Source organism: Hyphobacterium vulgare (assembly GCF_042643335.1).
GTDB lineage: Bacteria > Pseudomonadota > Alphaproteobacteria > Caulobacterales > Maricaulaceae > Hyphobacterium > Hyphobacterium vulgare.
The window spans coordinates 42,725-56,692 of the sequence record NZ_JBHRSV010000026.1 but is presented as its reverse complement, the minus strand read 5'-3'; the positions used below and the strand labels follow the sequence as shown (position 1 = coordinate 56,692).

The following is a 13,968-nucleotide window of genomic DNA, read 5'->3' as shown; positions in this document are numbered from 1 at the left end:
GCCATGCCTCTCTGACCGGTGAAATCGTGCGATTCGCACGGATGCCTTCGGGGGATTCCGCTTGTTTCAGCATCGCGCCAAAGCCCGCCCGCCGCGCCGCGAGCGTCCGGTGAAGCCCGCTCCGGCCGAACCCGCCAACGAGCAGGAAGCCGTCGCGCTGGAATTCGCCGAAGGCGCGGAAGAAGCGATCCGCAACGAAAAGATCCGCCTGTATTTCAAGGGCGCGCTGCTGGCCGTGCCGATGAATCTCATCACCGGCGGCATGTTCTTCGCCTTCACCTTCAACGTCTCGAACCTGCTTTACACCTCGGTCTGGTATGCCGTGGTCATCGCCCTCGCGCTGGTCCGCTTCATGATTGCGCGCTCCGCGCTGCAGTCCGACAAGCCGCCGGCCCGGGCGATCCGCTACGTCTATCTCGTGCTCACCGGCTTCCTCGGTGCGGCCTGGGGCGCGTCGATGATGCTGGTGCCGGAAGGCGCGCCGATCATCGTCTCGCAGATGGCCGGCATCCTCGTGGCCGGCATGACCGCCGGCGCGGCGCTGTCCGCGGCCGCCTATCCGCGCGGCGTCAACGCCTTCCTCCTGCCGACCCTGATCGTGCTCGGCGCGACCTATGTCTCACAGGGCGGCGTGCGCGGCTTCACGCTCGCCGGCTTCTTCGTCATCTACTATTTCTTCATCGCCCGGCTCGCGAACCAGTTCGGCAATGCGGTATCGGAAGCGCTGTCCACCTCGCATGCCCTCAAGGCGGCCCGGACACGTGTCGAGAGCCAGGCGCGCGCGCTGAAGGAACTGGCGCGGCGTCACGAACTGGCCGCCCGAAAGGCCGAGGAAGCGGTGCGCGCCAAGTCCGCCTTCATCGGCAATATCGCGCACGAAATCCGCACGCCCCTGAACGGCATGATGGGCGTGACCAGCAGCCTCAAGGACGACCTCTCGCTCGGCGATGACCACCGGCGCAAGCTGGACGCGGTTGAGGATTCCGGCCGCATCCTGAACCGGCTGGTTGGTGACCTGCTCGACCTCTCGAAGATCGAGGCAGGGCGGATGACGCTGCTGCAGAGCGAATTCGCGATCGACGATTTTGCGTCCGAGATCGACACGCTGTGGTCGCCGCGCGCCAGTTCGAACAAGCTCGACTTCCGCATTTCGGTGGCCGGGGACGGGCAGCGCCGCATCCTCGGCGACCCGGTGCGTCTCAAGCAGATCATCTTCAACTTCGTGTCCAACGCGCTGAAATTCACCCGCGAGGGCACAGTCGAAGTCGCCTTCGCCGTCCGCGAGGAAGGCGGCCGGCCGCGGCTGCGCGTCGAGGTCCGCGATACCGGCCGCGGCGTGCCGCGCGACGCCGAGGCCCGCCTGTTCCGCGACTACTCCCAGATCAATCTCAGCGAGGACCGCCGCCTGGAGGGTGCCGGACTCGGCCTGGCCATCTGCAAGCGTCTGGTCGACATGATGGAGGGCACGATCGGCCATTCCCCGCGCGAGGAAGGCGGGTCGGTCTTCTGGTTCGAGGCCTCGCTTTGCTGGGCCGTGGCCAAGGCCGCCGATCCGGTCATCCGCCGCAGCGCTCCGGATTCGACCAGGACGTCGAGCGCACCGGTACCGGCACCGGCACCGGCACACTTCGCCCCGTCGCAGGGCGAACGTCCGCTGCGCATTCTCGCCGCCGAGGACAATGCGGTGAACCGTTCGGTGCTGGAAGGCTTCCTCGCCGCCAAGGGCTGGGCCGTGGACTTCGCGCACAATGGCCAGGAAGCCGTCGAGGCGGCCAACAACCGCGCCTATGATCTCATCCTCATGGACATGCGCATGCCGGTCATGGACGGTCTGGCCGCTACCCGGGCCATCCGGGATCTGCCTTCCACGGCGGCCATGACGCCGATCGTGGCGCTCACGGCCAATGCCCGGCGCGAGGACGAGGCGGCCTGCCTGGCCGCGGGCATGGATGGTTATGTGTCCAAGCCGATCGACGCCCGGCGCCTGTTCACGACGATCGACGAGGTGTTGGCGGGCGGGCAGTCGGACCCGGCGGTGCGGCGTTCGGCCTGACCGCTCAGGCCGCGGCGGACGCCGCGGGTTTCGCGCTGCACCCGTCCTGACCGGTAACACGGCCGATCGCAGCACACAGAAGATCCCTGGAAATCGGCTTCGATACGAAGTCGTCCATTCCCGCCGCGAGGCAAGCGGCCTGGTCTTCCCGGGTGGCATTCGCGGTCAAGGCGATGATCGGCGTCATGGCCGCCGTGGAAGGCAGATCCCGGATGGCCCGGGTAGCGGCCAGGCCGTCCATCACCGGCATGCGGACATCCATCAGAATGACGTCATAGGCCGCAGCCTGCGCCGCCTCGACCGCTTCCTCGCCATTGGCGACGAGGTCGACGCGGTAGCCGCGGCGGTCGAGCAATCCCGAAATCACCTGTTGGTTGATGTCGTTGTCTTCGGCCACCAGCACGCGGATCTCGCGACTTGGCACCTTGCTCCCTGACACGGCAGAAAGCGCCTCCGGACGCGACTGGACGACGAGCGGCAGCGTGAGTTCGAACGAGAAGCGGGATCCTCCTTCGGCATTTGGCCGGTAGCTGATCATGCCGCCCATCATGTCGAGAATGCGCTTCGAGATGGCGAGGCCCAGCCCGGTACCACCATGCTTGCGGGTCACGCTTGCATCGGCCTGGCTGTAAGTCTCGAACAGCTTCCCGCGCGCATGCTCGGGCACACCGCAGCCGGTGTCGCTGACATCGGCACGCAGCACGCGCTTGCCGCCACCCAGATCCATCGTGTGCAGATCGACCGTCACCGAACCGGCGTCCGTGAACTTGATGGCATTGCCGATCAGGTTGAACAGCACCTGTTCGATCCGGATCCGGTCGCCATACAATTCGCGATCGTCCTCCTGCCGGCATTGAATGGCCAGTGTGAGCTGCTTCGCGTCGGCACGCGGACGCCACAGCGCCTCGGCCTCGTCGGCAAGTCGCCTCGGATGGAAGGCTTCGGGCTCGAGCGACATCTTGCCGGCATCCATTTTCGAGATGTCGAGCACGTCGTTGAGCAGGCGCAGCAGAATGTCGCCGGAATCCTTGATGGTCCGGACCATCTTCGCCTCGCGTTCAGGCAGGTCGAAGTCCATCATGATCTGGGCGATGCCGAGAATGCCGTTGAGGGGCGTGCGGATTTCATGGCTCATCGTGGCCAGGAAATCGGATGTCTGCTTGGCATTCGACAGCGCCTCGATCCGTGCGCGGCCGAGCTGTTCGGCCAGTGCCGTCATCCGGCGGCTGCGTTCCTCGCTTTCGGCCATCATGGCCTGGAACAGGTCAAGCGCGATGCCGATCCCGCGGTATTCGCCGTCATGGACGACGATGAAGCCCTGCAGCAGGGCGGAGCGGCGATTGTTCAGAATCGTCCGGTTGAGATCGGCGACCGGTGTCCGCTCCTCGACGATCAGCGGCTGTTGTTCCATGACCGATGTGATCGGCCGGCGCGCAAACAGGGCGCGGCCGTGTCGATCCGCCATCTTCAGGAAGAATTGCTCGCGCGAGATCAGCCCGATCGGGGTTGCGCCTTCCACGACGGCGCAGGCGGGAAGATCCTTGTCCTCGACGAACATGTCATAGACGACTTCACCGCGTGTTTCCGGACGGATCACCGGTGCAGAACGGGCAAGATCGCGGACGATGCGTGTCATCGAAGGGCTCGCTGTGTTGTGCGCGAACTCCATGCATCAGCAGGGGATTTCAGCCGGTTAACGGCGAGCGGACTTCATGGAAAATTCACGCGACCGTCACGATTCTCACCGGGCGATCGTCTCGCGGATCCAGTGCGTGAAGGCGGAAGAGGACTGGGTCCGCTTCAGGTCGATCCCGAGGACACAGGGCGTGTCATAGGGGTGCAGGGTCAGCAAGCGGTCGCGGACCCGCGCGGCGCAACCGGCCGTGGTCTTCACCATCATCACGGTTTCGGCCTCGTCCTTCACCGCGCCGTCCCAGACATAGATCGACCGTCCGGCCGGAAAGATGTTCGCGCAGGCGATCAGCTTCTCATCGAGAAGTGCTGAGGCAGCCTTGGCGGCGGTGTCACCGTCAGGCCAGGTCGAGTAGATGAGCGCGGCCTCTGACATGGCGCGCAATCTACCGCTATATAGCCGCAGAATGAAGAACCCCGTTTCATCCCCTTCCGCAGCGCTGGTCCTGTTCTCGGGCGGGCAGGATTCCGCGACCTGTCTCGCCTGGGCGCTGGACCGGTTCGACCGGGTCGAGACCGTCGGCTTCGGCTACGGCCAGACCCACGCCGTCGAGATGGATGCGCGCATGCGCGTGCGTGACACGATGCGGGCGATCCGGCCGGGCTGGAAGGACCGCCTCGGCGAGGACCATGTCGTCGACCTGTCGGGCTATGGCGCGGTTGCGGAAAGCGCGCTGACCGCGGACCGTGCCATCGAGATCGGGGAAAGCGGCCTGCCGACGACCTTCGTGCCGGGCCGCAATCTGGTCTTCCTCACGGTCGCCGCCGCATTGGCCTGGCGCCGGGGCATGAACATTCTGGTCGGCGGCATGTGCGAGACCGACTATTCCGGCTATCCAGATTGCCGCCGCGAAACCATCGACGCGCAGCAGCGCGCCATCACGCTCGGACTCGACATGCCGGTCCGGATCGAGACGCCCCTGATGCACCTGTCCAAGGCGCAGACCTGGTCCCTGGCCAGCGAGCTGGGCGGCGCTGCACTAGTCGGTCTGATCCTTGAGGAAACCCATACCTGCTATCGCGGCGACCGGTCGCTACGCCACGACTGGGGCTATGGCTGCGGCGCCTGCCCGGCGTGCGATCTGCGCGCGCGGGGCTGGCGCGAGTGGGAGGCGGCAACGGGATGACCTATTCGGTCAAGGAAAGCTTCCTGACGGTACAGGGCGAGGGCGCGCAGGCTGGACGCACGGCTGTTTTCCTGCGCTTTGCCGGCTGCAATCTGTGGAACGGGCTCGAGCGGGACCGGGCATCGGCCGTCTGCCGCTTCTGCGATACCGATTTCGTTGGCACCGACGGGCCGGGCGGCGGCAAGTTCCAGACAGCGGAAGCACTGGCGCGGGCGGTTGCGGGTCGCTGGCCCGGAGGCGGAACGCCGCTTGTCGTCTGCACCGGCGGCGAACCGCTGCTGCAGCTTGATACGCCTCTGATCGCCGCTTTCAAGGCCGAAGGCTTCGAGATCGCGATCGAGACCAATGGCACGCTGCCCGCGCCCGACGGGATCGACTGGATCACGGTCAGTCCGAAATCCACCGCTCCGCTGGTCCAGACCAGCGGCCATGAGCTGAAACTGGTCTATCCGCAGGCCGACTGCCTGCCGGAACAGTTTGCCGGGCTCGACTTCGCGCGCTTCTCGCTGCAGCCGATGGACGGTCCGGACCAGCAGAAGAATGCCTGGGCGGCTTACGAGTACTGCCTGAAAAACCCGCAATGGCGGCTCAGCCTGCAGACCCACAAATGGATCGGGGCCCCCTGAGCAATCAGAAGGCCCCGACGAATCCCCCGCTTCAAGCGGTCTTGCGTTACATGCCCGTTTCGGCGTGTTCGGCGAGGCTGTCACCCAGTTGACGCGCGAAGCGGTCGAATACCCGCGTCGCATCGGTCCAGGTGCCGGCATGGGCGGCGAACCGGATGTCGTTGCTGGTCCACTCATAGTGGTAGGTCGCCAGCACATTGCCCGCCGCATCGCGAAGCTCGGCGGAGATTTCCGCCCCGCCGACACTGTGGCTGCGATAGTCGAGCGACGGATTGTTCGACATCTGGCGGAAGGTCGGGCGGTTCGGATCAGCGTCTTCCAGCGTCACGAAAAGCGTGGTGCCGCCCATCGCCCCGTCACCGGCCAGCCAGCTCATGCTGGCAAGCTCGCGTGCGATATCGTCGTGCAGCATGCCGGTCAGGCGATCGATTTCGCGGTCGCCCAGCTCGTCGACCTCGCCGGCAAGTTCTTCGCCTATCGCGATGTCGGCGATCGAAACCGGACCCGTTGGAGCCGCGGCATAATCATCGCGGAATCCGTCGGCCAGGGCCGGGGCGGACAAGGCGGTCGTGGCAAGTGCAGCAATCAACCAGCGCGTCATGATGTGACTCCTCAGAGGAAAGTTGAATCGTCCCCGCTAACCTGAAGTTTAGCAGAACCCGGTCGATTTGTCATGGCAGCTGAAAACGAAGGGGTCTGCGAGACCCCTAGTCACGCTGACGGCCGTCGCGATCCTCGTCCTCGTCATCCTCCCCGTCACCGGGAATGGCGGCTCGTACAACGCCTTCCCCGACATTGCCGGCGAACTGAAGCGTGTCGCCGGCAACACCGACCGCGGTGCCCGCCACCAGGGCGGTTCCGCCGATGATCAGACAACCCGAGAGGGCCGGAGCCGATGCGGCAAGCAGGGCAATGAGGGCGAGGCGCCGGACAGTCATGCGGGAGGTCCTTTTCGAGAATTCCTCCGCACTCTGTCCGGTTGTGATTGCCAAGCGATGAAGACGGCTATCGCGTATCCGTCATCACGATCTCCGCGTCGGCGCTTGCCGTGATCGTCACCGACTCGACGCCCTTCAGGGCGAGGCCGTCACGGGCCTCGACTGTCCGGCCGTCAATCGTGACCCGCCCGGTCGAGGGTACGAGATAGAGATGACGGTCGGGCGTCGTCGGGTAGGTCACTGCCTCGCCGGCCTTCAGTGTCGCGCCCAGCACCCTGGCGTCGGCCCGGATCAACAGCCCGCCGTCACGCTCGGGGTGGCCGGAGGCGAGAGTCACGAACCGCCCCGAATCCTGGCCCCTGGGAAACGCCATCGTGTCCCAGCGCGGCTCGCCGCCCGGACGGTCGGGAAGGATCCATATCTGGAAGATTCGCGTGGTGTCCCCTTCCATATTGTATTCGCTGTGCCGGATGCCGCTGCCCGCGCTCATCACCTGGACGTCGCCGGCGATTGTTCGGCCAGCATGACCCAGGCTGTCGCGATGGCTGATCGCGCCGTCGCGGACAAAGGTGATGATTTCCATGTCGGCATGGGGGTGCGGCGGAAAGCCGGTGCCGGCGCGGATCGTGTCGTCATTCCAGACGCGCAGGCTTCCCCAGCCCATCCGGGACGGGTCGTGATAGCCGCCGAAGCTGAAATGGTGGCGCGCCTTCAGCCAGTCGGTCTCGAACCGGCCGAGGCTGTCGAATTGTCTGTGGTCCATCATGGCGATCTCCCTGTTGGAGTGTTGCCGTGACAGATGGTGCCGCGAAGTCTCGGGAAAAATGCGACTTGCGGAGGCTTTTTTGTGCCGGTTCGGAATTAATCTGTGGAGTCCGTGACCAGGCGGACCTCCACCGGCGAGCCGCCCTTGAAGTGGATGTCCCGCTGCGGGAAGGGGAATTCCACGCCATTGTCCTTGAAGGCCTGCCAGATTGCGACCAGCACTTCGCTCGCGACATTGTTCACGCCATTGCCCGGGTCGGCGATCCAGAAACGGACTTCGAGATCGATCGAATTGTCGCCGAAGCCCCGGAGCAGGCATTTCGTCGCGGGCGAGGGCAGGACGCGGGGCACCGTGTTCGCGGCCTCGACCACCAGATCCATCGCCTTGGGCACATCGGTCGAATAATCGACCCCGATCGACTTCTTGATCCGCACGGCGTGATCGGAGAACGACCAGTTGATCACTTTCGAGGTGATGAATTCCTCGTTCGGGATCAGATGTTCCATCCCGTCCCGGGTGATCACCGAGGCGAAACGCATGCCGAGCGAGGCGACGCGGCCATAGGTGTCGTCCACCGTGATCACGTCGCCGGGCTTGATCGACTGATCGAGCAGAAGGATCACGCCCGAAACGAGATTGGAGAAGATCTTCTGCAGACCGAAGCCGATGCCGAGGCCGACCGCGCCGGAAAAGATCGCCAGCGCACCGAGCGGAATGCCGAGGCTGGAGATCGCCAGCGTCACCGCGGTTGCCAGCAGGATGAATTGAACCGTCTTGCCGATCAGCAGCCGCGCTGACGGCGTCAGGCTCGGCAGCGTATCGATCCGCGAACCGAGCAGCTTCGCCAGCCGCGACGCCACCCAGTAGAGCAGGACAAGCAGGATGGCGGCGCGAATGCCGGTGAGGATGGAGACCCGCCCCCCGCCGAACCCGATCGCCATCGAATCGAGGAATACCGCAATCGGACCGAGCCAGCCGATGATGTTGAGCGCCGCGAGCGTCCAGCCGATCGCCGCGGCCGTCTTTTGCCAGAAGGGTTCGCCGATGAAGGAGGTGAGCAGGCGGATGATCGCCCAGGCGCCCAGCAGGTTCGCGCCCAGCCGAACCCAGAAATAGTCCATCTCCAGCTGTTGCAGCGTGAACAACACGCCCGACAGCAGCGCCCAGGCCAATGCCGGGCCGATCACCGGCGCGACGAAACGGATCGCCCGCGCCTTGAATTTCTCGATCGCCGCCAGGCTGAACACGCGGGCGATGAAGGCACTGGCGGGCCGGCGAAGCGCGAAGCCGATCGCGACGGCGATCACGACCGCTGCTGCCTGGATGCCGAATTCGATACTGAAGGCTTCGCTCTGCAGCCAGCTCCAGACGGAGTCGATACGCTCGCGCCAGGCCTGAGGATCGCTCAGGGTTTCCAGGTCGGGGGCCTCGAATTCAGGCGGAGCGGGAGTGGGTGTCATGGTTCGGCCTGCTGCAAGGCCATCAGACTACGGTTCTTTTCCGTCCGCCGTCGAGTATCGAAGCCGGGTTCAGTGCGTCCGCACGAAAATGAACAGCACGACGCCCGTCAGACCGAGGATCGCCAGTGGTCCCAGCATGTAGAGGGATCGCAGCAGGGTGGCGGCGCCGTCGCTCGAGGATTCCTCGAACACGCCTTCATCCAGCTTGGCGTTGAAATAGACGCCAATCTGGGAGCAGGCGATCAGGGTCAGAACCGCCAGCGTGGTCCAGAGCGGGGACGTGATCGCGACGGCGATCGCGATGATCACATGGGCCAGCGTCCATATGTAGAATATCCAAGCCTGCATGTATTGCCCCATGGCCGCACGGTCGCCATGACCGTGGCCAGCCCAAATTCGTGTCTCGTTGTCTAACGTAGAGGGTGTCCCTATACGCCAACGGCGGCGGATTTGCGACGGTCGATTGGGCGTCAGGCGTGATTCCCCCGCATCGTTGACCCGGCAGGTAAACAGGCAGGGCGCCGGGCGCTGCGCTACCGGCCCTCGCGCCGCCAGGCAAGCCCGAGCGTGGTCAGGATGATCAGCAGAACGATCAGGGCAGGCGCGAGCGGTGTCCGCTCCGCGGCGCGGACGATGAAGCGCTCATTGCGCTTCAGACCGAGCCAGCTCCGGCCCGCGTGAACGGCGTCGGCGCGGGTCCGGCGCCATTGCGGCAGGACCGTGTCTCCGGCTTCGCCGATCGCTGCGAACCCTCCATCGCTGGTGTCCACCAGACCCGTCAGAAGCTCCCGCGTCGGAACGAGGTTGGAATATTCGCGCGGATTGAGCGGTCCCAGGGCAGCCACGGTGGTCAGATCTCCGGACCGCAGGCGGACCAGTCCCGTTGACCGGCCTTCGCGCTCGGCGGTGAACAGGCCCGGCGTGTCCCCGGCCTGCATGTCCACCGTTTCGCCCGAACCATCCGGCCAGGCGATGTCCAGCGGCGGCGCGGTTTGCGCAAGCGTGCGGCGCTGCACCTCCAGCTGACCGTCCCGGACGACCGCGGACAGATGCTCCTCGTCGAGTTCGGGTTCCTGCATCAGCCAGTGCGCGACCCGGCGGAACATTTCCGCGTCGGGACCGCCGCCCTCGAAGCCCCGGCCCCACAGCCAGGACTGGTCGGACAAAAGGATGGCGGCGCGGCCGTCGCCGGCATGCGACAGCACCAGCAGTGGTCCGCCATCCGGTGCCTGGAGCAGGGTTTCTCCGCCAAGCGGCGTGGCGTCGATGCGTCGGAACCAGCGGCCCCAGGGCGCTTCGCCCTCGGGCGGAGCGAGCCCGGCGGTCACGGGATGACGCGCGCCGGTATCGGTCAGCTCCGGTCGGAAGGGTCCGGTGGCGACATAGCCGGTCGGGCGCGCCGGGATCACGGCGGCCAGAGGCGTGCGGTAGATGCTCACCGGCGCGGCGAAGGGCGGCCCGGCCGTGACCAGCAGGGCGCCGCCGTTTTCGACATAGCGCGCGATATAGTCGAAATAGAGCGGCGGCATGATGCCCCGGCGGCGATACCGGTCGAAGATGACCAGATCGAATTCGTCGAGGCTCTCGGCGAACAACTCACGCGTCGGGAAGGCGATCAGCGCCAGCTCGTCGATCGGCGTCGCATCCTGCCGGTCGGGCGGGCGCAGAATGGTGAAGTGGACGAGATCGACTGAAGGGTCGGATTTCAGCAGGTCGCGCCACGCGCGGGCGCCATTATGCGGCTCGCCGGTGACCAGAAGCACGCGCAGCCGGTCGCGTACGCCGGTCACCGAAACCGCGGCCCGGTTGTTGACCAGCGACAGTTCTTCCGGCCCGGGCTCGACCTCGATCTCGACGACATTGGCGCCGCGGTGGTCGATCGGCGCCTCGACCCGCGTGTCCTCGCCGATCGCGACGCGCGCCGTTACCGGGTCGCCGCCATCGATGCGGAAGGTCACCGTCGCGGTCCCGCTCATGGCGTCATCCTCGACGCGCACGGTGAAGACCGCGGGATCGCCGACAAGGCCGTAGCGCGGCGACTCCACAACGATCAGACGGCGGTCGCCGGCGTCGGGGTCGCCGGCCATCAGGTGATGGAAGGGCGCTCCCAGATCGACGGCGTTGGCGTCGCCCGGCGCATCGTGGATCTGCCCGTCCGTGATCGCGACGACGCCGGCCAGCCGGTCGCGCGGGACGCCCGCCAGCGCCGAATTGAAGGCATCCATCATCAGGCTGCCGTCGGGCGATCGCGTCATCTCGGCTTCGACCAGTTCCAGCGTGTCGTCGCGCTCCGCCAGCGACCGCAGCTCGGCCAGCGCCGCGTCGGCGGCTTCGCTGCGCCCGCCGATCGCCATCGACTCCGTGCGGTCGGTCAGCACGACCGCGATGTCGGGCAGCGGGTCGCGCTGTTCGTCGACCAGCGACGGATTGAGCAGGACCAGCGCGATCAGCAGCGCTGTCAGCGAGCGCCACAGCCAGCCATTCAGGCGCATCAGCGCACCGGCCAGCGCCGCAGCAAGGGCGGCGCCGCTCATAAGCGCGATGACCCCGACCGGCAGGATCGGCGCGAAGTCGATTGTCGTGGCTTCGAACATCACTGCCCCAGCCTTTCGAGCAGCGCCGGAACATGGACCTGGTCAGCCTTGTAGTTCCCGGTCAGGGCGTACATGGCGAGGTTGACGCCGAAACGCTGCGCCAGTTCGCGCTGGCGGTCACCGCCATCGACCGGATAGAGCGCCGCGCCATTCGGCCCGACCGCCCAGGCCGAGGCCCAGTCATTGGATCCGATCACCACGCCGGACGTGCCGTCGCGGGCGGCTCCGTCGGGATCGGCCTCGACCCAGACCGGCCCGCCCGAATAGCGGCCCGGATAGGTGTCCAGTAGATAGAAGCTGCGGGTCAGGACATGGTCGGCCGGCATCTGCGCCAGCGACGGCACATCGACCGACTCCAGCACCCGGACCAGTCCCGGATGCGGCCGTCCGGCGCGCAGCGCCGCGGTATCGGCGTCCTGGGTGTCGAACACGATCAGCCCGCCCGACTGCATGTAGGCCGTCACGCGCGCGGCAGCCTCCGGCGACAGGGCGGGGGCGCCTTCCTGGACCGGCCAGTAGATCATCGGGAAGAAGACCAGCGCGTCGCGCTCGATATCGACCGCCATCGGCTCGACCGGTTCGATCGCGCTGCGCCGCATCAGCTGCTGGCTCAACCCGGACAGGCCGGCGCGGCTGCGATTGTCGATCTCGGCATTGCCGGTGCGGACATAGGCGAAACGCAGATCGAGCGACGCTTCCATCGCGAACTGGATGTCGGTGTCCTGCGCCTCGGCGCGCGCCGTCAGCGCCGGTAACAGGGCGAGGATGGCCAGCGCCGTCACCGTGCCGCCGCGCGCGAAACGCGGCATCGCCAGCCGTCCCGCCAGCGCCAGCGCGATGAAGGCATCGAGCGCCAGAAGGATCAGCGCCGCTGCGAGCAGCAGCCCGGCCAGAGGCGTCTGGCGCGGCGCGTCGAGGCTGGCGAAACGCACCCCGCCAATTTCCGCCGGCAGGGCCCGCAGCGCGGCACCGGTGCGAAGCACGTTGAGCGCGGCCGAGACGGTTCCGGTGCGGTACAGGCCCGGCGGGGTTTCGGCGCTGGCCCGCGCCTGCTCGAACAATTGCGCCGGGATCGGCCGCGCTGAGGCCGGCGGGTCGGACAGGCGGCCGCGGCCGTCGAGCGCGCGGTCGATGGCATAGCTGCCGCCCTGTGCAGCGGACGGCGCACCGCCCGAGGACAGCGACAGCGTCCGGCGCAGCATGCGCGGGAACAGGCCAGTCAGCGGCAGGTCCGACCATTCCGGCCCGGCGGTAACGTGGAACAGCACCACCCAGCCGCGCCCCCGGCGCGCGGACGTGACCAGCGGCGTGCCGTCTTCAAGGCGCGCCCAGACCCGGTCGTCGGTCGCGGTGCCCGGCTCGGCCAGCACTTGGCTGCGGACCACGGCCGCCGGGTCCGCGTCGAGTCCGGCGAAGGGCGAGGTCGGCGCGAAGGGCGCCAGGCGCTGCGGTTCGTCCCAGGCCAGCGCGCCGCCGAACATCCGCCCGCCTTCGCGCAGCGGAATCGGCAGCAGATCGTCGCCGCGCGCGGCCAGGCGCGGACCGGCAAAGCGGATCAGCACCCCGCCCTGATCGACGAAGTCGGCCAGGCGCGGATCGTCGCTGCGCGCGGCATCGACCATCACGATGATTGCCGGCGGATTCTCCATCAGCGTGTCGAGATTGGCGCGCTGCAGCTCGGCGAAGGGTTCGAGGGCGCGCGTCACATAATGAAGCTCCGACAGCAGCGGCTGGCCGTCCTCGCTGGCGGCATCGAGAATGCCGACGGTGGGGCGACGCCAGGCGTCATCGGTGAGCTGCACCGCGCCGGCCGAGGTCTGTTCCAGAATCCGGATCGCGCTGACCCGGTTGCGTAGTTCCAGCGGCAGTTCGATCGTCGTGCGCACATCGCGCTGACCGGCCTCGAACACGGCGTCGGCGCGGGCCACGGCCCGTCCGTCCTCGCCCGTGGCCTGAATGGTGACGGTGCGCGGCAGGCTGTCCTCGCTGCGCAGCACATTGATGGCGAAGCCTTCCGGCGTGACTTCCGGCGGGGTCAGCGCGATCGCCGCGCCTCCGGCATCGGGCCGGATCGCGGTGACCCGGCCGAGATCGGACAGCGTCGTCGCCAATTCGGTCACCCCGTCCGTGCGCACGCCGTCGGAAATCCACACCACGTCCAGCGCGCGTCCGAAATCGGCGGCTTCGAGACGGCTGGCGGCATTGGCACGGTCGGGTGCCCAGGCCCGCACCACAGCTGCCTCCAGCCGGCGGCGGGCGAGGTCGGGATCGTCGAGGCGGATCTCGTCGGAACCGAGATCGGCCGTGAGCAGGAGTACGGCAGGCTGGCCGGCACTGTCGGCGCGATTGATGTGGCGTTCGGCCTCCCGGCGCACGGCGTCCCAGGACGGGGCCGAGGCCCAGCCATTGTCGACGACGAGCAGCAGCGGGCGCGGCGCGAGATTGTCCGGTTCGGGCTGCCAGACCGGTCGCGCCAGCGCGATGATGATCAATGCCGCCAGCAACAGGCGGAACACGATCAGCCACCACGGCGCGTGGTGCGGCGTCTCGGTGTCGTCGGGCGCGTCGCGCAGCAGGCGCAGTGGCGGAAAGATCGCCCGCTTCGGTGGCGGCGGTGTGGCGCGCAGCAGCCGCCACAATATCGGGAGGGTGAGGAGGCCGAGCAACGCCAGCGGCGCCGCGAATCCGAGCGGACCGAGCATCAGCATCGCG

12 protein-coding genes are annotated in these 13,968 nt (G+C 67.1%); 3 read left to right on the top strand and 9 right to left on the bottom strand.

Annotated features, from left to right (window positions below):
* Positions 1-61 precede the first annotated feature (61 nt).
* Positions 62-2,053 carry a response regulator gene (locus ACFOOR_RS12045; RefSeq protein WP_343165166.1) on the top strand — a complete coding sequence of 664 codons (1,992 nt, stop codon included), beginning with the start codon at positions 62-64 and terminating at the stop codon, positions 2,051-2,053.
* Between the two features lie 4 nt (positions 2,054-2,057).
* On the opposite strand, the gene ACFOOR_RS12040 is transcribed toward ACFOOR_RS12045, so the two are convergent.
* Together ACFOOR_RS12040 and cutA are read right to left on the bottom strand one after the other, a co-directional pair.
* Complete coding sequence (locus ACFOOR_RS12040; protein WP_343165165.1) at positions 2,058-3,689, bottom strand: response regulator; 1,632 nt, start codon at positions 3,687-3,689, stop codon at positions 2,058-2,060.
* A gap of 105 nt (positions 3,690-3,794) precedes the next feature.
* Complete coding sequence (cutA, locus tag ACFOOR_RS12035; protein WP_343165164.1) at positions 3,795-4,121, bottom strand: divalent-cation tolerance protein CutA; 327 nt, start codon at positions 4,119-4,121, stop codon at positions 3,795-3,797.
* Positions 4,122-4,152: 31 nt separating this feature from the next.
* On the opposite strand from cutA, the gene queC reads away from it, so the two are divergent.
* Both queC and queE read left to right on the top strand, forming a co-directional pair.
* Positions 4,153-4,872, top strand: coding sequence for a 7-cyano-7-deazaguanine synthase QueC (gene queC / locus ACFOOR_RS12030; RefSeq protein WP_343165163.1), 720 nt, complete (start codon positions 4,153-4,155; stop codon positions 4,870-4,872).
* The gene (gene queE, locus ACFOOR_RS12025) at positions 4,869-5,498 is read left to right on the top strand and encodes a 7-carboxy-7-deazaguanine synthase (protein WP_343165162.1); all 630 of its coding nucleotides are present in this window, start codon (positions 4,869-4,871) and stop codon (positions 5,496-5,498) included. The genes queC and queE overlap by 4 nt, the downstream gene beginning before the upstream one ends.
* 46 nt (positions 5,499-5,544) lie before the next feature.
* Here the strand turns inward: queE and ACFOOR_RS12020 are convergent, their stop codons facing one another.
* The 7 genes from ACFOOR_RS12020 to ACFOOR_RS11990 form a co-directional block, all read right to left on the bottom strand.
* Positions 5,545-6,099: a hypothetical protein gene (locus ACFOOR_RS12020; RefSeq protein ID WP_343165161.1), complete on the bottom strand. Its 555-nt coding sequence runs from the start codon at positions 6,097-6,099 to the stop codon at positions 5,545-5,547.
* Between the two features lie 106 nt (positions 6,100-6,205).
* Positions 6,206-6,436 carry a hypothetical protein gene (locus tag ACFOOR_RS12015; RefSeq protein WP_343165160.1) on the bottom strand — a complete coding sequence of 77 codons (231 nt, stop codon included), beginning with the start codon at positions 6,434-6,436 and terminating at the stop codon, positions 6,206-6,208.
* 67 nt (positions 6,437-6,503) lie between these two features.
* Positions 6,504-7,202 carry a pirin family protein gene (locus ACFOOR_RS12010; RefSeq protein ID WP_343165159.1) on the bottom strand — a complete coding sequence of 233 codons (699 nt, stop codon included), beginning with the start codon at positions 7,200-7,202 and terminating at the stop codon, positions 6,504-6,506.
* A gap of 95 nt (positions 7,203-7,297) precedes the next feature.
* Positions 7,298-8,662 (bottom strand): mechanosensitive ion channel family protein, encoded by a 1,365-nt coding sequence (locus ACFOOR_RS12005; RefSeq protein WP_343165158.1) that lies wholly within the window; start codon positions 8,660-8,662, stop codon positions 7,298-7,300.
* A gap of 69 nt (positions 8,663-8,731) precedes the next feature.
* Positions 8,732-9,010, bottom strand: coding sequence for a hypothetical protein (locus ACFOOR_RS12000; protein WP_343165157.1), 279 nt, complete (start codon positions 9,008-9,010; stop codon positions 8,732-8,734).
* A 185-nt stretch (positions 9,011-9,195) separates the two neighbouring features.
* Entirely contained in the window at positions 9,196-11,256 is a 2,061-nt protein-coding gene (locus ACFOOR_RS11995; protein WP_343165156.1) for a hypothetical protein, read from the bottom strand.
* On the bottom strand, positions 11,256-13,964 hold the full coding sequence (locus ACFOOR_RS11990) for a DUF4159 domain-containing protein (protein WP_343165155.1): 2,709 nt from the start codon (positions 13,962-13,964) through the stop codon (positions 11,256-11,258). Before ACFOOR_RS11990 ends, ACFOOR_RS11995 begins: the two co-directional genes overlap by 1 nt.
* Positions 13,965-13,968 lie beyond the last annotated feature (4 nt).

Excerpts from the sequence above, each read along its gene's own strand:
- queC (WP_343165163.1), top strand. The coding sequence starts at position 4,153 with ATGAAGAACCCCGTTTCATCCCCTTCCGCAGCGCTGGTCCTGTTCTCG.
- ACFOOR_RS12015 (WP_343165160.1), bottom strand. The coding sequence starts at position 6,436 with ATGACTGTCCGGCGCCTCGCCCTCATTGCCCTGCTTGCCGCATCGGCT.
- cutA (WP_343165164.1), bottom strand. The coding sequence starts at position 4,121 with ATGTCAGAGGCCGCGCTCATCTACTCGACCTGGCCTGACGGTGACACC.
- ACFOOR_RS11990 (WP_343165155.1), bottom strand. The coding sequence starts at position 13,964 with ATGCTGATGCTCGGTCCGCTCGGATTCGCGGCGCCGCTGGCGTTGCTC.
- ACFOOR_RS12020 (WP_343165161.1), bottom strand. The coding sequence starts at position 6,099 with ATGACGCGCTGGTTGATTGCTGCACTTGCCACGACCGCCTTGTCCGCC.
- ACFOOR_RS12010 (WP_343165159.1), bottom strand. The coding sequence starts at position 7,202 with ATGATGGACCACAGACAATTCGACAGCCTCGGCCGGTTCGAGACCGAC.
- ACFOOR_RS12005 (WP_343165158.1), bottom strand. The coding sequence starts at position 8,662 with ATGACACCCACTCCCGCTCCGCCTGAATTCGAGGCCCCCGACCTGGAA.
- ACFOOR_RS11995 (WP_343165156.1), bottom strand. The coding sequence starts at position 11,256 with ATGTTCGAAGCCACGACAATCGACTTCGCGCCGATCCTGCCGGTCGGG.
- queE (WP_343165162.1), top strand. The coding sequence starts at position 4,869 with ATGACCTATTCGGTCAAGGAAAGCTTCCTGACGGTACAGGGCGAGGGC.
- ACFOOR_RS12000 (WP_343165157.1), bottom strand. The coding sequence starts at position 9,010 with ATGCAGGCTTGGATATTCTACATATGGACGCTGGCCCATGTGATCATC.
- ACFOOR_RS12040 (WP_343165165.1), bottom strand. The coding sequence starts at position 3,689 with ATGACACGCATCGTCCGCGATCTTGCCCGTTCTGCACCGGTGATCCGT.